General features: G+C 50.5%; 21 protein-coding genes. All 21 read right to left on the bottom strand.

Annotated features, from left to right (window positions below):
* Positions 1–51 precede the first annotated feature (51 nt).
* Positions 52–1,494, bottom strand: a complete 1,443-nt coding sequence (gene ftsZ, locus ACYVJM_RS17460; protein ID WP_461149510.1) for a cell division protein FtsZ — start codon at positions 1,492–1,494, stop codon at positions 52–54.
* Between the two features lie 81 nt (positions 1,495–1,575).
* Positions 1,576–2,973: a cell division protein FtsA gene (ftsA, locus tag ACYVJM_RS17465; RefSeq protein ID WP_461149511.1), complete on the bottom strand. Its 1,398-nt coding sequence runs from the start codon at positions 2,971–2,973 to the stop codon at positions 1,576–1,578.
* Complete coding sequence (locus ACYVJM_RS17470) at positions 2,970–3,743, bottom strand: cell division protein FtsQ/DivIB (protein ID WP_461149512.1); 774 nt, start codon at positions 3,741–3,743, stop codon at positions 2,970–2,972. Before ACYVJM_RS17470 ends, ftsA begins: the two co-directional genes overlap by 4 nt.
* Positions 3,744–3,780: 37 nt before the next feature.
* Positions 3,781–5,166, bottom strand: coding sequence for a UDP-N-acetylmuramate--L-alanine ligase (gene murC / locus ACYVJM_RS17475; protein WP_461149513.1), 1,386 nt, complete (start codon positions 5,164–5,166; stop codon positions 3,781–3,783).
* A 73-nt stretch (positions 5,167–5,239) separates the two neighbouring features.
* Positions 5,240–6,334, bottom strand: a complete 1,095-nt coding sequence (gene murG / locus ACYVJM_RS17480; RefSeq protein WP_461149514.1) for an undecaprenyldiphospho-muramoylpentapeptide beta-N-acetylglucosaminyltransferase — start codon at positions 6,332–6,334, stop codon at positions 5,240–5,242.
* A 28-nt stretch (positions 6,335–6,362) separates the two neighbouring features.
* Positions 6,363–7,484, bottom strand: coding sequence for an FtsW/RodA/SpoVE family cell cycle protein (locus ACYVJM_RS17485; RefSeq protein ID WP_097126454.1), 1,122 nt, complete (start codon positions 7,482–7,484; stop codon positions 6,363–6,365).
* A gap of 101 nt (positions 7,485–7,585) precedes the next feature.
* Positions 7,586–8,935, bottom strand: a complete 1,350-nt coding sequence (gene murD / locus ACYVJM_RS17490; protein ID WP_461149515.1) for a UDP-N-acetylmuramoyl-L-alanine--D-glutamate ligase — start codon at positions 8,933–8,935, stop codon at positions 7,586–7,588.
* Between the two features lie 90 nt (positions 8,936–9,025).
* On the bottom strand, positions 9,026–9,358 hold the full coding sequence (gene mscL / locus ACYVJM_RS17495; RefSeq protein ID WP_461149516.1) for a large conductance mechanosensitive channel protein MscL: 333 nt from the start codon (positions 9,356–9,358) through the stop codon (positions 9,026–9,028).
* An 82-nt stretch (positions 9,359–9,440) separates the two neighbouring features.
* Entirely contained in the window at positions 9,441–10,397 is a 957-nt protein-coding gene (locus tag ACYVJM_RS17500) for a DUF3078 domain-containing protein (protein WP_461149517.1), read from the bottom strand.
* A gap of 110 nt (positions 10,398–10,507) precedes the next feature.
* Positions 10,508–11,335 carry a mechanosensitive ion channel family protein gene (locus ACYVJM_RS17505; protein WP_461149518.1) on the bottom strand — a complete coding sequence of 276 codons (828 nt, stop codon included), beginning with the start codon at positions 11,333–11,335 and terminating at the stop codon, positions 10,508–10,510.
* Positions 11,332–11,538: a hypothetical protein gene (locus tag ACYVJM_RS17510; protein ID WP_461149519.1), complete on the bottom strand. Its 207-nt coding sequence runs from the start codon at positions 11,536–11,538 to the stop codon at positions 11,332–11,334. The genes ACYVJM_RS17505 and ACYVJM_RS17510 overlap by 4 nt, the downstream gene beginning before the upstream one ends.
* Positions 11,539–11,544: 6 nt before the next feature.
* Positions 11,545–12,153: an RNA polymerase sigma factor gene (locus ACYVJM_RS17515; protein ID WP_461149520.1), complete on the bottom strand. Its 609-nt coding sequence runs from the start codon at positions 12,151–12,153 to the stop codon at positions 11,545–11,547.
* A 195-nt stretch (positions 12,154–12,348) separates the two neighbouring features.
* On the bottom strand, positions 12,349–13,182 hold the full coding sequence (gene tsf, locus ACYVJM_RS17520) for a translation elongation factor Ts (RefSeq protein WP_012929225.1): 834 nt from the start codon (positions 13,180–13,182) through the stop codon (positions 12,349–12,351).
* Between the two features lie 221 nt (positions 13,183–13,403).
* The gene (gene rpsB, locus ACYVJM_RS17525; protein WP_461149521.1) at positions 13,404–14,237 is read right to left on the bottom strand and encodes a 30S ribosomal protein S2; all 834 of its coding nucleotides are present in this window, start codon (positions 14,235–14,237) and stop codon (positions 13,404–13,406) included.
* Positions 14,238–14,380: 143 nt separating this feature from the next.
* Complete coding sequence (gene rpsI / locus ACYVJM_RS17530) at positions 14,381–14,767, bottom strand: 30S ribosomal protein S9 (RefSeq protein ID WP_012929223.1); 387 nt, start codon at positions 14,765–14,767, stop codon at positions 14,381–14,383.
* Positions 14,768–14,773: 6 nt separating this feature from the next.
* A complete protein-coding gene (rplM, locus tag ACYVJM_RS17535) occupies positions 14,774–15,217 on the bottom strand; it encodes a 50S ribosomal protein L13 (protein ID WP_097126464.1) in 444 nt (147 codons plus the stop codon).
* A 126-nt stretch (positions 15,218–15,343) separates the two neighbouring features.
* Complete coding sequence (mraY, locus tag ACYVJM_RS17540) at positions 15,344–16,552, bottom strand: phospho-N-acetylmuramoyl-pentapeptide-transferase (protein ID WP_461149522.1); 1,209 nt, start codon at positions 16,550–16,552, stop codon at positions 15,344–15,346.
* Between the two features lie 112 nt (positions 16,553–16,664).
* Complete coding sequence (locus ACYVJM_RS17545; RefSeq protein ID WP_461149523.1) at positions 16,665–18,134, bottom strand: UDP-N-acetylmuramoyl-L-alanyl-D-glutamate--2,6-diaminopimelate ligase; 1,470 nt, start codon at positions 18,132–18,134, stop codon at positions 16,665–16,667.
* Between the two features lie 85 nt (positions 18,135–18,219).
* Positions 18,220–20,349: a penicillin-binding protein gene (locus ACYVJM_RS17550; protein ID WP_461149524.1), complete on the bottom strand. Its 2,130-nt coding sequence runs from the start codon at positions 20,347–20,349 to the stop codon at positions 18,220–18,222.
* Positions 20,339–20,737, bottom strand: a complete 399-nt coding sequence (locus ACYVJM_RS17555; protein WP_097126469.1) for an FtsL-like putative cell division protein — start codon at positions 20,735–20,737, stop codon at positions 20,339–20,341. The genes ACYVJM_RS17550 and ACYVJM_RS17555 overlap by 11 nt, the downstream gene beginning before the upstream one ends.
* 93 nt (positions 20,738–20,830) lie before the next feature.
* Positions 20,831–22,324 (bottom strand): M20/M25/M40 family metallo-hydrolase, encoded by a 1,494-nt coding sequence (locus ACYVJM_RS17560; RefSeq protein ID WP_461149525.1) that lies wholly within the window; start codon positions 22,322–22,324, stop codon positions 20,831–20,833.
* Between the last annotated feature and the right edge of the window lie 171 nt (positions 22,325–22,495).

Here is a 22,495-nt window from a genome sequence, read left to right on the forward strand (position 1 = left end):
GACTCCGTTGAATCTCTGCCGAATTACAATACTTCGCTAACTACCAGTCAACTAATCGTTCAGTTTCGACCGTACAAATTCTTGCTCAGATAACAAGGGTAAGGTGTACAGCATAGTTTTGTTGCGCTCGAACGTAGGTCGGTCGAGATCAGCGGCCAGGTATTGACCCTTCACAAACGCGTCGACCGTCCGCTTGATTATATCGGCGTCACTGGGGCGCTCTTCGTCATCAAGCAGCAACACATCTGAATCATCGTGCGGAAGTGGACGAATAATGCCGGGTGTCTCCGGCCGAATTATTGTCGTTCCGTTATAACTGGTTGGCGTTTGTTTATCGTCTGTTTTGGCGCTCAAATTCACTGGGTTTGGATCGATTTCCTCCCCATCGTCAGCAATCAGTACAAGCTCATTCACGGGCTCAGGCTGTAAAAAGGGTTCCTGAGGCAATATTTCCGGTTCCGGCTCTAACTCAACCGGCGCTGGCGGGTTCTGAATCGACGTATCTTTAAGCTGCTCCATCAACGTGGTTGTTCCATCAAAACCAGCGGCAATGATGGTAACCCGCAAACTTTCTCCCAGCGCATCGTCCGTGATGGCGCCAAACTTAAACATTTTGGCTTCATTCTGGATTTTCTTCGCCACGTGTTCCGAGATGGCCATCTGTTCTTTCAGGCGCATCGCATGTTCCTTACTCGACGAAATGGTCAGCAGAATTCGTTTGGCACCCCGAATATCGTGGTCATTAAGCAACGGGGAATTCAGAGCCGCTTCGATAGCCCGTAAGGCCCGGTCTTCGCCTGATACTTCCGCCGATCCCATAACCGACTGACCAGCCTGTTCAAGTACCTTCTTTACGTCGGCAAAGTCAGCGTTGATATCGCCCTGCGTGGTAATGATCTCCGCAATACTTTTTACAGCATTGGCCAGCACATCATCTGCGTGTGCATAGGCTTCTGTCCAAGTCAGTTCACTGTATAGCTCAGCCAGTTTATCGTTGAGAACAACGAGAACGGTGTCGCAGCTCTTTTTTAGTTTTTCAATCCCTTCGCGAGCCTGCTCTTTCTTGTCGGTACCTTCATACCAGTACGGAGCAGTCACCACGGCTACGGTCAGCAAGCCCATTTCCCGGGCTACTTCCGCGACTACGGGAGCTGCTCCGGTACCGGTACCGCCACCCATACCCGCCGTAATGAAGACCATTTTGGTAGGTGGAGCCAGCAGATTACGGATTTCTTCGAGACTGGCCCGGGCAGCATCTTCGCCTGCTTTAGCTTCAGTACCCGCTCCCAGACCATCGCCTAACTGCAATTTTGTGGGCACAGGATTGCTCATAAGAGCTTGGCGATCAGTATTGCATACCGCAAAACTCACATCCTGCATCTTCAGTTTGTGCATGTGCTTGACGGCATTACCGCCCATGCCGCCCACACCGACAACCTTAATTATGATTGGGTTGTCATCTGGGAGTTCGAATCTATAGCCCTGACTATTCATCGTGTCGGTCTGTGGTGTCTGTTCGTTGTAAAAAGTCCCTTTTCGCGATCAAACCGGCATAAGGCTGGTTCGTTACGGTCATCAATACGTATCGGTCTCGTTTCCTCTCGTTGGCTGGAGAGCCTCCTTAAGTTTGTCAAACCAGCTTTTCTTAGGCTCCGGTTCGGGTTGCTTAACACCCACCGGCGGTTTGCTTACGCTGCTTCCGGACGGATACACCGGACGAGTTGGCCCCATAGGCTGGTCCTCCTCTTTATAGGCCCGGTTAGGATCACTGATGAACGAGATTCGGTTATCAATGGTCTTGTACCCTGCCCACACCAGGCCAACGGCTGTTGCATAGGCCGGGTCGCCAACAAGGTCGGCGCGACCATTGGGTTCCAGGTGTTCAGGATAACCCACCCGAACTTCTTCGACGCTGGTTACCCGCCCAAAAATAAGCTCAACACCCGGAATGAGCGCTGAACCACCCGTTAAGACGATACCGCCCAGCAGCTTGCCATCGTACCCCGAGCGAATAATTTCTGCCTGTACCAGAGCCGCAATTTCACGCAGTCGGTCTTCAATAATGACCGCTACATTTTTCAAAAGTACATCTTTCGGCTTACGATTACTCAAGCCCGGCACGGCGACAACCTCATTGAGGTTGTATTCGTTGGGGTTTGCGCTGCCAAATTTTTTCTTGAGAAGTTCGGCCTGATTCGGGAGGATTTTGCAGCCTGCCTGAATGTCAGAGGTCAGGCTGTTACCAGCCCAGGGGAAAACCGCTACATGCCGCAGGACATTTCGGTAATAAATGGCCATTTCGGTAGTGCCTCCACCGATGTCCACGAGGGCAACACCCGCATATTTCTCTTCATCCGTCAGTACCGCCAGCCCGGACGCCAGTGCAGACAGCATCATGGTATCCTGAGCCAGATTATTGCGTACAATACACTTGCGAATATTGCGTGCTGCATTGGCCTGGGCTGTAATGAGCTGAAAATCAGCGCCTAATTTAACGCCGTTTCGTCCAACGGGTTGGTTGACACTAGTTTCATTGTCAACTACAAAATCCATTGGCAGCACATGAATGATTTCCTTATCGGCTGGAATAGAGGTGCGGTACATATCATTGAGCAGATGATCAATGTCTTCCGTCTGCACTTCATCGCCCGACGATGAGCGGGTAATGCTGCCACTCGACTTGATCGAGGTGACATGAGAGCCGCTGAAACTGACATTCACCAGGTGAATGTTCAAATTGGATTGATTCGATGCGTCAGCTACAGCGCGTCTGATGGCATTAACTGTATTGTTGACATTAACGACAGAACCTTTCGCTACACCATCGGTCAAATTCGTTTCGCCCACACCCAGTACTTCGAGTGTTTCCTGCTCTTTATTATTTCGAATCAATCGGCCGGCTACGGCGCAAACTTTGGTACTGCCAATGTCCAGACCAACTACTATTTTCTCGTCCATGCCTGTTGATGTCATTCGCAAACTATTTGATTTCGGTACTGAACGCTCACCCGGCTATAGCGATTCCAGCCTTTAGCCGGTAAAACGTCCGTATACACTAACTTTAACTTCTTAAACTTTGCATCCAGTTCTGTTGGCGGGCCAAACTCGATTCTATGACTACCCAGTTGCGGCCACATCGTCACTTCACCCCGCTCGTCTACCGATATTTCGGTGATTTGCGCCCGCCAAAACGGATCATCCTGTATGCGCTTTAACAATTCCAGGAGCGGTTGGTTTCGTTTGTTCGATAACGAACGGTTATGAGCAAAAAAAATCCCCGTCAAAACTGGTACCCTTGCTGAGTAATTCATCGAAATCGGGAAGAAACGTCCCTCTTCGCTCACGTACTGTCCCGACACACTCCTGATCCCATCGCCAAAGGGCATCAGCCGTGCCAGAGGGCGAGGCTGTTCTATGTTGACGAGTAAGTCACCATTTAAGTCACGGGAGACCTGACAACTTTTTATTAGACCATGTTGCCGCAGTCTCACTTCCAACCGTCGGAGATCAACCTCATCGTAGTGTTCTCCGACCACCGGATCCGCTCCCTGGTTAGTCAGGTACCCGATTACATCCCTACGGGTCAGAAAACGGTGACCATCAACCTCATCCAGCCTGACAACAACGGATTTAACGCGTTTTTGTCCGTGCCGAACTTCAGTAAAAGCAATAAGCCCGAACAGAGTTAAAATGCCTCCTGCCGAGAGTAACCACTTTTTGGATGATTTAAAGGTAGAAAACATCTGTAAATAAGATAGGTTGTTTTTTAGATATTTTTATCTATTGGTCTTTTAGGAGGTTTTTTATTGTGTTTAGTTGTTGGTCAATATCCCCCGCACCAATAGTGACAAGCAATGTAGGCTTCAATTCCCGCAGAACGTTAACTAAATCGTCTTTGGTGCATTTTATTTTCGTTTTCGAGCGTAGGTTCCGGAAAATCAGATCCGATGTGACGCCTTCCATTGGTAGTTCACGCGCCGGGTAAATATCCAATAAAATAACGTGATCTGCCAGAGAAAGGCTTTCGGCAAAACCGTCGGCAAAATCACGCGTGCGGCTAAAGAGGTGAGGCTGAAAAATGGCCGTCACGTCACGATCCGGATAAAGTGCTTTTACCGACGATAAAAAGGCCTCGACTTCTGCCGGATGGTGGGCATAATCGTCGATGAAGACGGTCGAATCGGTTTTAAGAATGTACTCGAAACGACGGCGAACCCCCCGGTAACTCGTTAGCGCCGATCGGATAGCCTCCGGCGATACGCCGACTTCCAATGCTACCGCCCCCGCTGCTACCGCATTTTCTACATTATGAAAACCGGGAACCAGCAACTGAATATCGGTGATGACGCCACCCGGATGCACCAGGTCAAAGACGAAGGTGGCCTTTTCAATCCGAAGGTTCTGACTATAATAATCACCTTCTTTGAGCGAGTAAGGCCGAACGGTGGCCTTTGTCTTATCTGTCAGCGAGAGCCCTTGCTTCATAAACAAAACACCATCCGGCTCAATCTGGCTAACAAACTTACCAAACGATTCAAGGACGGCGTCGTGTGCTCCGTAAATATCCAGGTGGTCGGCATCCGTGGAGGTGACGATGGCGTATTTAGGAAAGAGTGTCAGGAAAGAGCGGTCGAACTCATCTGCTTCAACCACGCACACCACCGATTTAAGGTCGTCGGCGGGTTCGTTGAGCAGGAAGTTCGTGCCATAATTGTTAGTGATACCGCCCAGGAAAGCCGCGCAGTTAACCCCCGAATCCCGCAGAATATGGGCAACCATCGACGAGGTTGTTGTTTTTCCGTGCGTACCGGCTACGCCAATGGTTGTCATTTGACCAGCCAGTAATCCCAACACCTGCGACCGTTTCTGAAGCGTAAAACCTTGTTCGGTTAGGTAGATATATTCCGCGTGAGTTTTAGGAACCGCAGGTGTGTAAATAACCAGTGTTTCGGCTGGCTTGGCCCGAAATTCGGCCGGAATCTGGTCGACGTCTTCTGTAAAGTGAATGATCATCCCTTCCGACTCAAGCGCATTCGTCAGGGCGGTGGGCGTTTTATCGTATCCGGCTACGGCATAGCCATTTACCTGAAACCAGCGGGCCAGGGCGCTCATGCCGATACCGCCGATGCCGAGGAAATAAATGTATTTGAATTGAGCTAATGTCATGTCTGATTGTTGGTCGTTTCCGGCTCCGGCTGTTAGCTATACTGCTTTTTGCGTAGGCAACAGATGGAGCTTATTATGACCTCGTTAATTTAATTACTTCGTTGGCAATATCGCGGGCAGCATTGGGTTTACCCAGCGTTTTTATCTGCTGGCTTAACTGCTGCTGTTGGGCGGGGTTAGCCAGTAACTTCAGGGCCGCCGTAACCAGTTCTTCACGGGCATTCCGGTCATTGATGAGTAGGGCTGCGTTATGCTCTACCAGGCTCATCGCGTTTTTGGTCTGATGGTCTTCGGCCGCTGTAGGCAGAGGAACGAGAATAGCGGGACGACCAACCAGACATAACTCCGACACCGATAAAGCACCCGCCCGCGACACAACAGAGTTGGCAACAGCATAGGCTTTATCCATATCATAAATAAAGTCATACGCTTTGATGAGCGATGAGCCGGTTGCCGCCACGGCTGCTTTAGCCCGCTCAATGAAGGCTGGCCCAGTCTGCCAGATCACTTGAATACCAGCGTCGACAAACCGTTGCAAACCGCCTTCCAGGCTTTCATTGAGAGTACGGGCGCCCTGGCTACCGCCTATAATCAATAACGTTGGGTGATTACCGTCAATGCCGAACAGCGTTCGCCCCGCTTCAACCTGCTGGCTGGCAAACTGGATATCACTACGAACGGGGTTTCCTGTCAGTTTGATCTTATCGGCCGCAAAGAACGCGTCCATGCCGGGATAGGCCACACAAATACGCTTTGCCCATCGCGCCAGCACTTTATTGGTTAAGCCGGCATAGGAATTCTGTTCCTGAATAAGTGTAGGTATACCTTTCAGGGAGGCCGCCAAAAGCAGGGGTCCGCTGGCATAGCCACCTACCCCCACGGCGGCATCGGGTTTGAACTCGCGCACAATCTGCTGCGCTCGTACTAAACTCCGGCCCAGTTTGAATGGAAAGGCCAGATTTGCCAGGGTCAGCTCCCGCTTGATCCCTACCACGGGTAAGCCAACGATGGTATATCCAGCGCGGGGCACCTTTTCCATTTCCATCTTACCCTCAGCACCTACAAACAGAATTTCTGTTGCGGGGTCTATGGCCTTGAGCTCATTGGCAATGGCGATAGCGGGGTAAATATGTCCTCCCGTACCGCCACCGCTGATAATTATTTTCATTCAGATTACTGTTTAGAAGCTGGTTGAGTCAAATTTTACTTTCGTCGGCTTCGTCACGACTTACGCTCAATACAATGCCGATGGCTAAGCCGGTAAATATCAACGATGTACCGCCCATACTTAGCAATGGCAACGGCTGCCCGGTTACGGGAGCCAGGCCAATGGCTACACAAATACTGGCAAATGCCTGAAAAACAATGCTAAACGTTAAACCCGCCGATAACAGTCCTCCAAAAGGGCGGGTGGCCTTTTGGAGGGTTTTCATGCCTCGCCACAAAAACCAAAGATAGGCCAGTATAACTGGAATGCCACCCAGCAACAAGCCGTACTCTTCAACGATGATGGCGTAGATGAAGTCGGAAAACGGATTCGGCAGGGTATTTCGCTGGTGGCTGTTGCCCGGCCCCTGGCCCGTGAGGCCCCCGTTAGCCAGGGCAATGTAGGACTGCTCGACCTGATAAAAGATGGTATCTGAACTCATAAAGTTCTTCACTCGGTTAGAGGCCGTGCCAAAGCGCTGCCCGGCCGCCAAAGCTATACCGCCAAATACCACACAAACGGCAATCATATAGCCTAGGTAGCGAACCGGCACCCGGCCGATATACATCAGCAAAAAGCAGGTAGCCCCCAGCAGCAGTGCTGTTGAGGTATTGGACAGGATTATAAGCGAGCAAATGACACCAATCCACAGAATCAGGTTAAACAAGACGATGGGGTCGCTCATGAAGCGCTGTCGTTTTGCCAGCATGGCCGCCAGATTGGAAATGAGCGCGAGTTTGGCCAGATCGGAGGGTTGAAACGTCTGGTTAATAATGGGAATTGTTACCCAGCGCGAGGCATCGTTCAGGGTTGAGCCCTTAAAGAAGGCCCAAAGCAAAAGCGGAATAGAAAGCCACAAGCCAAATTTCGACAGCCGGGCATAATACACGTAGTTGATCTTGTGTGCAAAATAGGTACAGGCCAGCCCGATCAGCAGGAGGGAGCCGTGCTTGAGCAAAAAGATTTCGGTATTCCCGTCGAGCTCGCGAAAGGCCTTCGTCCCCGTCGCGCTATACACAACCAGAACGCTCATAATGGACAAATAAAGGACAATCCACCAAATCTGGCGATCTCCTTTAAGGTGTGTACGAATCCAATCGCGAAGAAACATGTTTTTTGATGTATGATATAGAGTGTAGGATGTAGGGTGTAGGATGTGTGATGTAGGATATACTGCTTTCGCGGCTAATTACAGTATACATCCTACATGTATCATACATCATGCATCTTTTGAACGGCTGCTTTAAATTGATTGCCTCGGTCTTCATAATTTTTGAATAGGTCGAAGCTGGCGCAGGCAGGGGATAGCAGGACAACATCACCAGGTTGCCCCAACTCAAGGCCTTTCCTGATGGCATCCGTTACATCCTGTGTTTCGTAAATTAACGGAATTTTACTGCCGAAATGATCGACTAATTTATGATTATCGACGCCCAGGCAAATCAGGGCTTTCACTTTTTGGCTCACCAGCTCGTCTAGCTGGCCGTAATCATTGCCTTTATCCTGCCCACCGGCTATCCAGATCGTGGGCGCATCCATACTCGACAAGGCGTAAAATACAGAATCGACATTGGTGGCTTTCGAGTCGTTGATAAACTGTATTCCGTTAATCGTGCCCGCTGGTTCGAGTCGGTGAGCGGCATTCTGAAACGTTTTTAAACCGGTTTCAATGGCCTCGCTGGTAACACCCACCGACTGAGCCGCCAGGATAGCCGCCAGCATGTTGAGGGCATTATGCGGGCCACGCAATGGCGTTTCGTTTTGCTGGATAAAGAAAGAATTCGTTTGAGCCCTCGCTGTTAACTGACCGTTGACCAGATAGCCACCCGGTGATGGAGTAGATTGAAGTGAAATCGGCAGTTTCTGTACGTCGGGCTGCCGCTTTTCCAACTCGTCCAAAATGGGCTGGTTCTCCGCAAAATAAATGAAACTATCGGACGGGCGGGCGTTCTGTAAAATACGAAACTTTGACGCTACGTAGTTTTGGAACTCGTAATTGTACCGGTCCAGATGGTCGGGCGTAATGTTCAGCAGCACCATTACATCGAGCTGCGTTTGGTACATATCATCCAGCTGAAAGCTGCTCAGTTCCAGTACATAATAGTCGTATGTATCGGCAATCACCTGTTCGGCGAAACTATCACCGATATTCCCGGCTAGCCCTACATTGAACCCGGCCGTTTTGAGCAGGTGGTAGGTGAGCAGCGTGGTGGTTGTTTTACCATTACTGCCGGTAATGCCAATGAGTTTTGCCTTTGTATAGCGGGCAGCAAATTCAATTTCCGAAATAACGGGTGTACCCTGTGCAATGAGTTTTTGTACCAGCGGAACCGTTGATGGAATGCCCGGACTTTTCACAACTTCGGTTGCGCCCAAGATCTGCGCTTCGGTATGCTGGCCTTCTTCAAAAGGGATGCCGGCCGTCTGAAGTGTAGTCCGGTAACTTTCTTTAAGGGTACCTCTATCGGACAGGAACACTGCAAAACCTTTAGCTTGTGCCAGCAGGGCCGCGCCTACACCACTTTCACCCCCGCCAAGGATAACTATTTTTTGAACTGCCATAAGTAAACAATACAACCGGCAAAATAACACATAAAAAAAGAGCCCCGGCCATATACCGGGGCTCTTTACGTAAAAATTTAACCTGACCGATTATTCTTTAGGTGCTAAAGAGTTTGATAGGCGAGCGCGGTTAGCTGCTTTAACGATCATAAAAATGACCCAGGCGATGAGTAGGAACTGAATAAACGTATTGAGGAAGTTACCATACCGGATGGCGACTTCCGGAACCTCTCCGACCGCTTCTTTCAACACTATTTTTAACTGACTAAAGTCAGTTCCTCCCATCACCAGGCCCAGAATTGGATTGATAATGTCTTCCACAAATGAGTTTACTAATTTACCGAAAGCTGCGCCGATGATGACACCAACGGCCAAATCCAATACACTGCCCTGAGCAATGAACGTACGAAACTCGCTTAACATGAGAACGACTTAGTTTAGGGTAGAAAATGAAGTTAGATTAAGATTACGGGGGTTGAGTAAGGTTTTCTATAGCTTAAACTCGTTACTTTTTGCGGAAAGAACTCAGGTTGTAGGAGAGGCCAATGGCCAGCGTTTGCTGAATCTGTAGCTCACTACTAAAATCTTTATTGTAGAGGGCAATCAGGCCAAATGTGGTATTCAGGTACCGACTTATTTTAGCCGTTAGAATCAGGTCGAGCCGGTGATTGATGTTGCCCAGCTGCGCATACTCTGTGAACAGTTGATAGCGGGCGTTTATGGATACGTTTTCGCTGAGTGGTTTAGTCAGAGCTGCCTGTAACTGGAAGGCCAGCCATTCGGTACGACTGCTTTTTCCAGGGTCAACACCATAAGCCTTTTGGCTGGGATCGCTGACGTACAGCCCTGTTTTGGCATCCTGCCGTACGCGAACACTCTGGTCGGCCAGGAAGGTGAAGCGGGGAGCTAACGGGCTAATCCGTAAGGCAAACCAGTCGTTGGGCTTATACGCCAAACCGGTGGAAAATGTCAGCTGAGCCGGGGCAAAAAAATTGGATACCTTCAGGCTGGTTTGATCAGTAGGGAGTTTGTCGTATCGATAACCGGCAGTGAAGAATGTGTTGAAGGTTCCGGAGACGAACAAATCCCACTTGGGCGCTATCTTATGACCCAGTACGGAAATGAGAATAATCTGATCGGCGGCTTTGCGGGTATTTCCTAACTGCGTTACGTACCCTAACTGAAGATCAGCGGTGTTGTCCCACGATGTTTTGCCTTTTTCGTAGAAAGCGCGGGCAGCTACAACACCCCCGATGGCAATGGAGTTGACCCCGCCCCCCGACCAGTTACTGAACGAAGCCTGGTTGAAGTTGACCCCGCCACTGAAGGAGCGCTGCCAGTATGAGGTGTCTGGTTTAACGGCTACTGTATCCTTGAAGTTTGTTGTAACCCGGCTAGAATCCTGTGCTTTTGCCGTCTGTATCCAGATTGAAGCGGTCAAACAGAGTAAAATTTGCTTCATTGATTGTATAAGTTGATTTTAGGCAGATGGCAGATCGGTCACTGATTATTCAGTCAATAGTTAAGCTATCAACTGGAAATCAGTACGTTGGCAGAAAGTCATTTTTCAGTTTAACTGAATACTTCCACGTTTTTAGACTGCAGCGTCTGCAGTGGTACAACGGTTGTTGTATCGCCGGTACGCAGCGTTATGGATAGTGTATCAATCTTTAGGATTTCCCCTTTCACATCGTCGATTTGAACGAGTTGCCCTTCTTTGTATTTATTTTTCGTGTAAAAGGACGACAGTACATTTGCCATGACGTCGCGCGAAGCAATACCATACCCGACGGCAAAGGCGAAGATGACCCCGCCTATGATGAGGTTAAAGCTTGATTCGAGTAATTCGGTGTTGATACCCGCCTGGCCCAGTGCACTGATGATGGTGACAATCAGGAAAAAGACAAAAACGATCATGCTGAGCAGACGACCGGCGGCAATATTGAACGACTGGCACAGGCTCACTACCGCTCCGCGCAGGGTATCGGCCAGTAGCACCCCTACCTGCAGCATGATGGCGGCTGCCAGGAGCTTGGGGATGAAGTTTACCAGCGAGGAGACCATTTCGGTGATAGCCGCTACGCCCAAGGTCTCGGTGGCGGCCATGATAAACACCAGGAGAATGAAGTAATAAAGGACTTTAGCGATAATTTCGCTGAGCTTGATTTCGGTATTCAGTTGCTTGATGACACTGATTTGGTTAAGCCGGTCGCCAATTTTGTCGAACCCTACCCGGCCCAAAACCCGCTGAACAACAAAAGCTGCCAGTCGGGCAACGCCAATACCGATCAGGAGAATGACAAGTGCGCCGATAATTCGCGGAACAAAGTCAATAAATTGGTCGATAAGTGTCTGAAAGGTGTTTTGTAAAATTTCAGCCAGGTTTGGGAGCTTCTTCATTCTATTGGATCGGATGTATCGTTGGGTGTCAGGGAGGGTGGGTTTGCCAGTACGGAAGCCAGACTGAATAAATCGCCGATATAGATTTCTATAATCGTGATTGTATTTCGGATAAGGTCAATTTCGGTGACCAGTTCATTTTGCAAATGAGGTGGGCATATGTCATCCGGTTCGAGTTCTTTAAAGGGATTTGCTGTTTCCATAACGTGTTAGTGACGAAAGGGCCAGCGGATGGAAAGTGCCAGTTTAGCCGCCACCAGTAGCCAGAATACAACCCCTTCGAGGTAATATTTACGTAGTTTATCACGCGCTCGCTTAAGTCGCATTTTCACCGCACTCTCGGTTATACCGGCAAAGTTGGCTATCTCCCGGATGCTAATATCATCCTGGTATTTCATCAGAAGCATGGTTTGTTCTTCGGGAAGCAACTGATGTAAAGCCTTTTCCAACTGTTGGGCTTCCATTTCTGCTATTTCGCCCAGCCCGTCATCCATACCCGTCTCCAGCCGATCCCAGCTATCATCCATGTATACTTCTTTCCGAAGATTGTGCGCTCTTAGCTGGTCAGTACAGTAATTGTACGTTATTGAGTACAGCCAGGTTGAGAACTTCGCCTGTTCACGAAAGCTGCTTAATTTGACGACCAGTTTTAAAAAAACGTCGTGTGTCAGGTCTTCTGCTCGAACAGGGTCTTTTGTGAAGGATAGGCATTTGCGGTACACCTTATTAGAATAGCGTTCATATAGACGCTCAAAATAGATGTTCCGCTGTGTCGTGATATACAGGCGAACCAACTCCTCATCAGAAATATGTTCCATTTTTTACAGTGGTGGTTAATGAGACATAAATCCGGGCTAAAAGTAACATTGTCTACTGCCCTCAGGCTGCTGTTAACGATACTATAGGGCGACAGCAAGTTGATTTTTGAGCTAATTGGGTACGGGCTGATTTTGCCCATAAAAAAACACCCGGCTTCTCAGCCGGGTGTTTTCACTAAAGGATATTCGTTGCAATTAGCCGATCGCTACCCGCTTGAACGCCGATACGGTCAGGCCTTTGCTGGTTTTTTCCAGTAACTGGCTAATCGTCAAAGAGGTGTCTTTCACAAATTCCTGGTTCAACAACGTATTGTCTTTGTAGAATTTGTTCAGTTTGCCCATAGCGATTTTTTCGAGCATCGCTTCGGGCTTGCCTTCCTGACGAGCCTGCTCTTTTCCGATTTCGATTTCGCGCTGAACGATGGTCGCATCGACGCCGTCTTTATCGAGCGCTACAGGTTTCATAGCTGCAATCTGCATGGCGATGTCTTTACCCACTTCGGTCACATCGGTACCGTTAGTGTTGTTCAAACCTACCAGTACGCCCAGTTTGCCGTTCGAGTGAATGTACGATACCACTTTATCGGCAGATACCGTTTCAAACGAAGCGACATCGATTTTTTCACCGATTTTACCCATCAGGTCCGTGATGTGGTCCTGAAGAGCCCGGCCATCCGCTTGTGGCGTGGCCAGTAAGGTTGCTTTGTCTGTAACATCGGAAGCAACGGCAGTGCTCATAATGGCCATCGCCAGATTCTGGAAATCGGCAACTTTCGATACAGGCTCCGTTTCACAGGCCAGAGCGATCACTTTACCTGTTGTGCCATCCGGGCTAACGTGTGCCAGTACAATACCTTCGGCAGTTGCGTTATCAGCCCGTTTGTCGGCTATTTTCTGACCCTGCTTACGCAGAATCTCTTTTGCTTTTTCAAAATCGCCATCGGCTTCGGTGAGGGCTTTTTTACAGTCCATCATGCCGGCTCCAGTCTCTTGCCGAAGTTTGTTTACGTCAGCAGCGGTAATTGCCATAGTAATAGGTGATTATCGATTTAAATTGCCAAAAAATGTTTGGTACTCAGTGAGTTGTATCCTGAAATGGAATAGCCCATAGCGGCTGGCTACGGGCTATTCCTATGAAGTTATAAAGCTGTTAAGCTGGTACATTCGTCAGTTAAAAAGCAGGTATACATAGAAAGACTCTATGGTATGTCAACTTATTAACGTATGGATTTACCAACTTACTGACTCTACTAGGCTTCCTGCTCGTCTTCAGCAACAGCGGCTGGGGCAGAAGCGGCTTCCGGCATCGACTCGCCTTCAGCTTTAGCCTGGGCTGCATCTTCGTTGCGTTTAGCTTCTTCTTCTTCCTGCACACGCTGATCGTCTTTATCCTGCTTCCGCTCCATCAGACCCTCTTCGATGGCCTTACCGATGGCAAGCGTGATCAGTGAAATCGACTTGTAGGCGTCATCATTGGCCGGGATAGCGAAATCCACCTCTTCGGGGTTCGAGTTCGTATCGCACATGGCAAATACGGGGATACCCAGACGGTGTGCTTCGGCAACGGCAATGTGTTCGCGTTTTACGTCAACCACGAACAGAGCAGCTGGCAAGCGAGTCAGGTCGGCAATACCGCCCAGTACACGCTCCAGTTTTTCTTTATCGCGGCTGCGGGTCAAACGCTCACGCTTGGCAATGCTCTTAACGGTCTCCTCGTCTTTCAGCATTTTGTCCAGCGTTTGCATTTTCTTCAGCGACTTCCGAATCGTAGCGAAGTTCGTTAACATACCGCCCTGCCAGCGATCGGTAACGTAAGGCATTTTCAGGCGACGTGCTTCTTCCGAAACGATTTCCTGTGCCTGCTTCTTCGTAGCGACGAACATCACTTTCCGGCCCGAGCGAACAATACCTTTGATGGCATTGCAGGCTTCGTCCAGTGCCGCAACCGTTTTGTTTAAGTCAATAATATGGATGCCGTTTTTCTCCATGAAGATGTACGGAGCCATCCGGGGGTCCCACTTACGCGTAAGGTGGCCAAAGTGCACACCAGCGTCGAGGAGGTCTTTATATTCAATTTGTGCCATTTCAGACTTTGAAAATGAATGTTATTGATAGATACGCAGCACCGCCCGTCGGCATCATCTAAGGGCAGTCTGGACAAATTTGCGTAGGGAGATGGGTACGAAGCATGGGGTAAACTCCACTGCCACTGGCCCAAAGCCCATGATTAACGTTTCGAGAACTGGAACCGACGACGGGCTTTCCGACGACCGTATTTTTTCCGTTCTACCATACGCGAATCCCGTGTCAGGAATCCTTCTTTCTTCAGGGCCGGACGGAACTCAGCGTTCATCTCGACCAGTGCCCGGGCAATCGCCATACGGGTAGCTTCGGCCTGTCCGGCCACACCGCCACCGCGAACGTTCACTTTCACGTCGTAACCACCAACACCGTTAACGGTAGCAAAGGGTTGGTTTAAAATGATTTGCAGGACTTCGGTAGGAAAATACTGTTTGTAATCTTTTCCGTTCACCGAGATGGCTCCGCTGCCCGCCGACATGTAAATGCGGGAGATGGCAGTTTTACGGCGGCCAATGGTATTAATACGATCCATTATGACTTAGAATTTAACTGCGGTTGGTTGCTGAGCCTCGTGCGGGTGTTGACCACCGGCGTAAACGTACAGGTTGGTATACAACCGCCGACCGAGCCGGTTTTTCGGCAACATACCTTTTACGGCGTGCTCGATGATACGCTCTGGATGCTTCTCAAGCAGCAACCGGGGCGATGCGAACCGTTGACCACCGGGATAACCCGTGTGGCGGACGTAGACTTTATCGGTCATCTTGGCACCGGTCAGGCGAACCTTGTCGGCATTGATGACAATCACGTTGTCTCCGCAGTCAACGTGTGGTGTGAAGTTGGTTTTGTGTTTGCCGCGAATCAGACGTGCGATGTTGCTGGCCAGCCGACCGAGCACCTCACCCTGAGCGTCAACCACAATCCACTCCTTCTGCACCGTTTCTTTGTTGGCAGAGATGGTTTTGTAACTGAGCGTATTCACTATTAAGGAGACTAATTGTTTGATTTATAAATACTTACCTGCGTAAAAAACAGGCCCGTCCTGAAACGGGAGTGCAAATATAGGAGATAGTAGGCTGAAAAACAAGGGGATAATAAGAAATCATACCTACCGCAGCTTCAGCGTGGCTAAAGCCAGTACCGCCAGAATAATACCAACGATCCAGAAGCGGGTGACGATTTTGGCTTCGTGATACCCCTTTTTCTGAAAATGGTGGTGCAAAGGCGACATCAGGAAAACTCGCCTGCCCTCCCCGTATTTTCGTTTCGTGTATTTAAAATAGCTGACCTGAATGATTACCGATATATTTTCGGCCAGAAAAATGCCGCAGATGATGGGAATCATTAACTCTTTACGGATCGCCAGGGCCAGTACCGCAATGACGCCCCCTAACATCAAACTGCCCGTATCACCCATGAATACCTGTGCCGGGTATGAATTATACCAGAGAAATCCGACGCAGGCACCCACAAAAGCGGCACAGAAAATAACCAGCTCCCCGGCGTTGGGGATATACATGATGTTCAGGTACTGCGAAAAAACTTTGTTACCCGATAAATAAGCCAGTACGCCGATCGTCAGGCCGATAATGACGGAGGTGCCGGCCGCCAATCCATCGATGCCATCGGTAATGTTGGCCCCGTTGGAAACGGCCGTAATGATGAAAATACAAATCAGCACATATACGATCCAGGTATAACTGTCGGGCAGAAATCCGAACAGTAACGAGCTGTAATCGAACTCATTGTTTTTTACGAAAGGCACCGTGGTGAGCGTCGATTTAATATCGGTATACACGTCCGGTACGTTCGATGTACTCAACAGGCGGGGGGCATATTTCCTGATTTTAACATAGTCGTTGAAATACAGGGTTAGTCCGACAATAAGGCCCAAGCCAACCTGCCCGACGACTTTGAACTTCCCTTCCAGTCCCTCTTTGTTCTTTTTGAATACTTTGATGTAATCGTCCAGAAAGCCAATCATGCCGGTCCATACGGTAGATACCAGCGCCAATACGACGTATACATTCGATAGTTTGGCGAACAGCAGTGCCGGAATCAGCAGGGAGGCCAGAATAATGAAGCCGCCCATGGTGGGAGTGCCTCGTTTCTGCATTTGCCCTTCCAGCCCTAAATCGCGGATCGACTCGCCAATCTGGAGGTTGCGCAACGTGTCGATGATGCGCCGACCAAAGATGGCTGCGATCAGAAGCGACGTGATTACGGCACCCAGCGCCCGGAAGGAGATGTACTGAAAAACCCCCGCGCCGGGAAAGTTATAGCGTTCGTCAAGAAACTGGAAGAGGTAATAGAGCATTTCTAAAGAGTGAAAGAGTGAAAGAGCAAAAGAGCGCAGGGAAGGAGCATTTATTAACGCTCTTTCGCTCTTTCACTCTTTCGCTCTTTAAGTCAGTTCAAAGTTACTGATTTCAACGGTCTGCGAAAGCGTCGCGCAGAACGACCCGGTCATCGAAGTCGTATTTGACCCCTTTTATCTCCTGATAGGTCTCATGGCCTTTGCCCGCTACCAGAATTATGTCGTGCGGCTTGGCCAGCTCAACGGCTTTGCGAATGGCTTCGTGTCGGTCCTCGATAGTGATCGTTTTCTTGAAATCAACCGGCGAGACTCCGGCCTGCATCTGTTCCAGAATAGCCATAGGGTCTTCGTTCCGCGGATTATCGGAGGTCAGGATAACGCGGTTGCTTAACCGGCAGGCTATATCGGCCATAATGGGGCGTTTGGACGTGTCGCGGTTACCGCCACAGCCTACAATCGTGATGATTTGGGGCATGTAGTCCTGCTCATCCGTACTGCGTAATTCATTGATAGTTTCCAACACGTTTTGCAAAGCATCGGGCGTGTGGGCGTAATCAACAATACCCACAATCATATCGTCGGAAACGACCTGCTCGAACCGACCGGGCGGGGGCGTAATGCCCGATAACATCGTCAGGATTTCGGTTGGATCTTCGCCCAGCAGAACAGCCGCACCGTATACACTCAGGAGATTGTAAGCATTGAACTGGCCGATGAGCTTGAACCACACCTCGCGTTCGTCGATGAGCATGTTCAGGCCGAACAGGCTGTCGGCCAGAATTTTCCCTTTGAAAGAGCCCAGCGTCTGGAGGGAGTAGGTTTCCTTACGGGCGGCTGTGTTCTGAAGCATGACCAGTCCGCGTTTATCGTCGACATTGGTCAGGGCAAAGGCCGATGCCGGGAGTTGGTCGAAGAATCCCTTTTTTGCCCGGATGTAGTTGTCGAAGGTGCCGTGAAAGTCGAGGTGATCGTGGGTGATGTTCGTGAAAATTCCGCCCACAAAACTCAATCCGGCAATCCGTTCCTGCACAACCGCGTGCGAGCTAACCTCCATGAATACGTGCGTACAGCCGTGCGCCAGCATTTTGGTCAGTAACTGGTTGGTCGTGATGACGTCGGGGGTTGTGTGGGTGGCCGGAATCACGTCGTCATCGATCTGATTTTGAACGGTAGACAGAAGGCCACAGCGGTAACCCAGGGCGCGGAAAAGCCGGAAGAGCAGCGTAGCAACCGACGTTTTGCCGTTGGTGCCCGTTACGCCAACGAGTTTGAGTTTTTTTGACGGCTGGTCGTAGAAATTAGCGGCCACCAGCCCCATTGTCCGGGCCGAATTCTGCACCCGGATATAAGCAACGTTCGGGTTGGTTTCGGTTGGAATCACTTCGCAGAGGATAGCGGCTGCTCCCTGTTGAATAGCCGTTTCGATGTACGCATGGCCGTCCGTAACGGTGCCGCGAACGGCGATGAACAGGCTGTCCGAACCGGCTTTGCGCGAGTCCATCGTCAGGCTGGTGACGTCGGTATTCATGCTGCCGGACGTAGCCAGCAGTGGAATTTTATAGAAGATATCTTTTAGTTGCATCCGTAGGGGCAACGAACCTGGCGTTCGTTTGTCGGCTGCAAAAAAAAGGGTTGATCCTGGGACTACCTAATTTTTGTGGTCCTGTTTACCCCAAGGTGAGCATAATGACTTTGTCTACCGCTTTCTCAATCCCGGTGCCCGGTTCAACGGACTGCTCTTTCACTTTGCCGTGTCCTTCGACCAGAACCCGGAATCCCCGGTTTTCGAGCAGGTAGAGCGCATCGCGGAGGGTCAGGCCGCGTACATTGGGGACATGGTCACTGCGGGTGGGCCGGGCTTTCCAGCCTCCCTTTGGTGTGGCTTCCACCCAGCCTTCGGTCGAGGGTTCGTTTCGCATATTCAGCGTGGACCCAATAACGTGCAGATCATCGGCATAACCGGCTACTACATCCGTTGTCGATTCAGGACGGGAAGCCCGAACCCGAATGGGTGCGTGCATCTGGTAATCGTAGGCAACAATCCGGTCGGCTACCGCCTTGAACACGGGAGCGGCTACGGCACCGGCATACAGCATGTCAATGTTGTCGCCCTCCGGGTTGTCAACCACGGTAATCATGCTGTACTTAGGATTATTAGCCGGGAAATAGCCAATAAATGAGGTGTAATAACGGCCAACCTGGTACTTGCCGTTGATAACCTTCTGGGCGGTTCCGGTCTTTCCCGCAATGGCATAGAAGGGGTTGTTGATGTGTTTGGCCGTTCCATGTTCCACCACGCCCCGCAGCAGTTCCTGGGCTTTGCGGGCCGTTTCTTTCGAACAGATTGGCTCCGAAGCTACGTACGGTTTGTTGTCTTCAATAAGCTCGTCGGCCAGTTTGATCTGCTTAACGAGTACCGGGCGCACCCATCGTCCGCCATTGGCAACGGCGTTATAAAAGGCCAGCATTTGCAGGGGCGTGATCTGCATTTCATAGCCATACGACATGGAGGTGAGCGATACTTTGCTCCAGCCTTTCATGTCGGGGTTGCGCACAACGGGAATGGCTTCGCCTTTCATGTGGATACCCGTTGGCTGGGTCAGGTGAAATTTGCGCAGGTACTGGCAGTACAAGTCGGGGCGTTTATAGAAATAGCTGCGCATCAGCATGTGAATACCCACATTGGATGATTTCTCGAAAACCTGCCGGGCCGTAATTGTCCCTTTGCCCGTTCGGCTGGCATCGCGAATGTCGATCCCGTTATAACGGGTCGATCCATCGCCCGTTGACACGAGTTGATTGAGCGATATGGCTTTTTCTTCCATCAGGGCCATCATCGTGGCCAGTTTGAAGGTCGAACCGGGGTCGGTGCGGCCGGCCAGTGCGTGGTTGAAGTTCTCGACGTACCGGTTTGGTCCTGTGGAGCTGCTAATGCGGGAGAGGTTAGCCATCGCCCGGATTTCGCCGGTGGCTACTTCCATCACCACAACGCATCCTTTAGCGGCATTGTATTTTTCGAGCGTCGAGCGGAGTGCCGATTCGGCCATATCCTGGTAGTTGACATCGATGGTCGTGTACAGATCCATGCCCGGCTCCGGCTTCATTTCGGGGCCATCATCGACCGGTTTGCGAACCCCGCCCGACAGCACTTCAACCAGTCCAACGGCATTTTTACCCGCCAGCGCCGGCTGGAAGCTGGCTTCGAGACCAATAAGGCCCCGGCCGGTCTTTGCGTCCAGGTTGCCAATGGTTCGTTCGGCCATCTGACCGTACGGATGGTAGCGTTCGTAGTAGGGGCGAAGCACACCGCCCCGCGCAGCCACTTTGGCGGATGACCGGAAAAAGGGCCAGGTGAGCATTTTCTGACGTTCCTGAAACGTAACCCGCCGTCGATTGAGCAACACATATCGGCGTTTACGTTTGCGGGCATCAACAATCATATCCGTATAATCCTGCCGCGAGCGATCCCGGTAAAGCTGGGACAGCAGCAGGCCAAGGGAGTCTACTTTCTTGCTGAAATACTCAGGCTTGGCCATGGTGGGGTCTAAACCAACCACATAGGTAGGCAGCGAGGTTGCCAGCAGGTAACCGTCATGGGCGTAAATATTGCCCCGCATAGCCCGGATGGTATCCCGCTGGATGAGCGTTGCCGCCACGCGCTCCCGCCAGAATCTCCCCTTTAAATCTTTCTTGAAATATTGAACCGACACAAGCCGAACCACGACGCAGACTGCCAGAAAGATGACAACGTAAAAGACGTGGTTCGCCCGCTGAATGATGTCCTGCTTAATGTTCATCGGTCTTAACAACTATTTTATGAGGTGGGGTCTGGCTATCGGCAAGGCCCAAAGCCGCCACTCGTTTGCTGATTTCGGATTGTTTGCCGCTTTTGTTGAAGTCGGCCTGAAGAACGGTAAACTGCGATCGTAGCTCATCGACCTGCGCTTTAGCCCGCTGCGTACGCCGAACGAGTCGTTCGGCATTGTGATTCAGGCCAATGTACAGGATGAGCAGAAACGTAACCCACAGAATGCGGTCGATGTGCTGAATGGGCCAGGCATTGTCTTCCCCGAACAGACGGTCCAGTCCAATGAAGTCGTTAAGCCAGGACGCCAGCCGAAGCTTACGGCGTTGTTTGTTCTGTTTGGCTATACGCTCGGGTTGCCGGAAGGTATTCTTAGCCATGATGGGTTAGGCGATGATCGTTCTACAAAGAAACGAAATCCTCGTCACGGGTTTTGCCCGTTAGCTGCTAATTTTCGAAAAACCGAGTTTGTCTCATTCTTTCCAGCGCCATTCGTTGGCTATCTGCAAGGGGGTACGCAAGCCCTGCGCCGTCAGATAATCGCGGGTTTGGTTGTCTGTTTGCCGATGGGTTGGAATGTCATCGGCATCGGCCAGCGCATAGAGCAGCATGGTCGAATAGCGAACGGTGTTTTTCAACTGACCGGCATCCACCAGGTTTATACGGTCGCAGTTGGCGTGGTAACAGTCAAGAACCTCGCGCGCGAGGTGGCCATTCATACCCGCCACCGGAACACCTTCCAGCATAAACGGCTGATGGTCGGAGTGGAGCCCGGCCTGATTCTCCATCTGGTTGGCAAAAGCCGGGTCAACTTCTTTCATCGTCTCGCCCACCATATTCAGGAAGGGAACCATATTGCTGTGGCCAAAGGCATTCAAGCCCGACGGGTCGTTGGTCATGTCGAGGTTCACCATGTACCGAACCTTATCCAGCTCTCCCGCTTTTTTGAGCTTGTCGACCATGGCTTTTGATCCCAGCAATCCCTGTTCTTCGCCCATAAACAGAACAAATTCGATCGTTCGTTTGGGTTTCAACTTCAGGGCTTTGAAAGTACGGGCCATATCCATGACGGCAAATGAGCCAATGCCGTTGTCGATCGCGCCGGTAGCCAGATCCCAGGAGTCCAGATGGCCGCCCACAATGATCTTCTCGTCGGGGAACTGTGAGCCTTTCAGCGTGGCGACCACATTGCGGGCCCTGATTTTTCGGCTCGTATTGGTCATGTTGATCTGGGCGTAGAGTTTTTCGTGTTCTTCCTGCATCCAGGCTCGCAAAGCCTGACCGCTTTCCAGTGAAATACATACCGACGGAATGGGAATTAGCTTTCCCGTTACCGAAGCTGTCCCCGTGAGCAGCACGTTGCCTGGTACAAGATTGACCATAATAACACCTTTCGCTCCGTACTGAATAGCCAGCGCGGTTTTTTCGGAACGGTGGAGGTTGCGGGCTCCTTTGGTGGGCGCGGCCAGACCAATGTTGACGAGGGCTACTTTGCCTTTCAGTTTGTCTTTCAAGGCTGCAAAATCGCCTTCCAGTCCGTTTCCCACATCCACAATTTCGCCGTTTACATGGGCTTCGATGGGCGAGTGGGCCAGCGCTACTACCGGCACATCCCGGAAATTATCGCTTTTATTAGGGACAATGGCTAGCGTAACGGTGTCACGCATCCAGGCTTCTACTTCGAAGGGCTCATAGCGAACGTCTTTATAGCCATAAGACGCCAGTAAATTGAAGGCATAGGTTTCGGCATGGGCACCGTTTGGGCTGCCCGTCAGGCGGTGTCCTACCCGTTGTGATGCATCGGCAAGTGTTTCGTAAGCGCGGCTGTGGGCACTTACCTCGTTATTGATACGGGCAAATGCCTTTCGAAAAGAAAGTTTGTCGGGGTAAAAAGCAGTTAACGTACCGGCCGTACCGATACAGAACAGCACGAGCCGAAAACGAGGCACGTAAAATGTGCGGGCCATGAGAAAATGGATGGTAGAATTCCTGGATAAAGATACGAAAATAACTGCTGATTTCAGACGCTGATTGATTAGACGCAAATGGCTGGTAAAGCGTTCGCCTAAGTTAGCAACGTATTAGATTATTTATCAGAAAAAGCGATTATTCTGATTTATTTATTGATAAAGTTCAAT

Source organism: Spirosoma pulveris (genome assembly GCF_054781875.1).

What these genes read in the sequence shown, in the direction of transcription:
- ftsZ (WP_461149510.1), bottom strand. Translation starts at nt 1,494, where the DNA reads ATGAATAGTCAGGGCTATAGATTCGAACTCCCAGATGACAACCCAATC.
- ftsA (WP_461149511.1), bottom strand. Translation starts at nt 2,973, where the DNA reads ATGACATCAACAGGCATGGACGAGAAAATAGTAGTTGGTCTGGACATT.
- ACYVJM_RS17470 (WP_461149512.1), bottom strand. Translation starts at nt 3,743, where the DNA reads ATGTTTTCTACCTTTAAATCATCCAAAAAGTGGTTACTCTCGGCAGGA.
- murC (WP_461149513.1), bottom strand. Translation starts at nt 5,166, where the DNA reads ATGACATTAGCTCAATTCAAATACATTTATTTCCTCGGCATCGGCGGT.
- murG (WP_461149514.1), bottom strand. Translation starts at nt 6,334, where the DNA reads ATGAAAATAATTATCAGCGGTGGCGGTACGGGAGGACATATTTACCCC.
- ACYVJM_RS17485 (WP_097126454.1), bottom strand. Translation starts at nt 7,484, where the DNA reads ATGTTTCTTCGCGATTGGATTCGTACACACCTTAAAGGAGATCGCCAG.
- murD (WP_461149515.1), bottom strand. Translation starts at nt 8,935, where the DNA reads ATGGCAGTTCAAAAAATAGTTATCCTTGGCGGGGGTGAAAGTGGTGTA.
- mscL (WP_461149516.1), bottom strand. Translation starts at nt 9,358, where the DNA reads ATGTTAAGCGAGTTTCGTACGTTCATTGCTCAGGGCAGTGTATTGGAT.
- ACYVJM_RS17500 (WP_461149517.1), bottom strand. Translation starts at nt 10,397, where the DNA reads ATGAAGCAAATTTTACTCTGTTTGACCGCTTCAATCTGGATACAGACG.
- ACYVJM_RS17505 (WP_461149518.1), bottom strand. Translation starts at nt 11,335, where the DNA reads ATGAAGAAGCTCCCAAACCTGGCTGAAATTTTACAAAACACCTTTCAG.
- ACYVJM_RS17510 (WP_461149519.1), bottom strand. Translation starts at nt 11,538, where the DNA reads ATGGAAACAGCAAATCCCTTTAAAGAACTCGAACCGGATGACATATGC.
- ACYVJM_RS17515 (WP_461149520.1), bottom strand. Translation starts at nt 12,153, where the DNA reads ATGGAACATATTTCTGATGAGGAGTTGGTTCGCCTGTATATCACGACA.
- tsf (WP_012929225.1), bottom strand. Translation starts at nt 13,182, where the DNA reads ATGGCAATTACCGCTGCTGACGTAAACAAACTTCGGCAAGAGACTGGA.
- rpsB (WP_461149521.1), bottom strand. Translation starts at nt 14,237, where the DNA reads ATGGCACAAATTGAATATAAAGACCTCCTCGACGCTGGTGTGCACTTT.
- rpsI (WP_012929223.1), bottom strand. Translation starts at nt 14,767, where the DNA reads ATGGATCGTATTAATACCATTGGCCGCCGTAAAACTGCCATCTCCCGC.
- mraY (WP_461149522.1), bottom strand. Translation starts at nt 16,552, where the DNA reads ATGCTCTATTACCTCTTCCAGTTTCTTGACGAACGCTATAACTTTCCC.
- ACYVJM_RS17545 (WP_461149523.1), bottom strand. Translation starts at nt 18,134, where the DNA reads ATGCAACTAAAAGATATCTTCTATAAAATTCCACTGCTGGCTACGTCC.
- ACYVJM_RS17550 (WP_461149524.1), bottom strand. Translation starts at nt 20,349, where the DNA reads ATGAACATTAAGCAGGACATCATTCAGCGGGCGAACCACGTCTTTTAC.
- ACYVJM_RS17555 (WP_097126469.1), bottom strand. Translation starts at nt 20,737, where the DNA reads ATGGCTAAGAATACCTTCCGGCAACCCGAGCGTATAGCCAAACAGAAC.
- ACYVJM_RS17560 (WP_461149525.1), bottom strand. Translation starts at nt 22,324, where the DNA reads ATGGCCCGCACATTTTACGTGCCTCGTTTTCGGCTCGTGCTGTTCTGT.